The organism is Burkholderia sp. BCC1985, from assembly GCF_905339915.1.
Lineage (GTDB): Bacteria > Pseudomonadota > Gammaproteobacteria > Burkholderiales > Burkholderiaceae > Burkholderia.
Genome location: NZ_CAJPGY010000150.1, coordinates 1 through 284 on the forward strand (window position 1 = coordinate 1; position 284 = coordinate 284).

General features: G+C 68.0%; 1 protein-coding gene. It reads right to left on the reverse strand.

Translation table 11 applies throughout. The features are described from left to right. The coding region (locus U4Z31_RS37060) for an aminotransferase class III-fold pyridoxal phosphate-dependent enzyme (RefSeq protein WP_321813011.1) at positions 1–284 on the reverse strand (284 nt) is incomplete at both ends.

The window sequence follows — 284 nt, forward strand, 5'->3', positions numbered from 1 at the left end:
AGGCCCTTGGCCATCGTGATCAGGTCCGGCTCGAAGCCGAAGTGCTGGTGCGCGAACCATTCGCCGGTGCGGCCGAAGCCGCCGATCACTTCGTCGGCGACGAGCAGGATGTCGTACTTGCGGCAGATCCGCTGGATTTCCGGCCAGTACGTCGACGGCGGGAAGATCACGCCGCCCGCGCCCTGGAACGGCTCGCCGATGAACGCCGCGACGTTCTCCGCGCCGAGCTCTAGGATCTTCGCCTCGAGCTGCTGCGCGCGTGCGAGGCCGAACGCTTCGGGCGT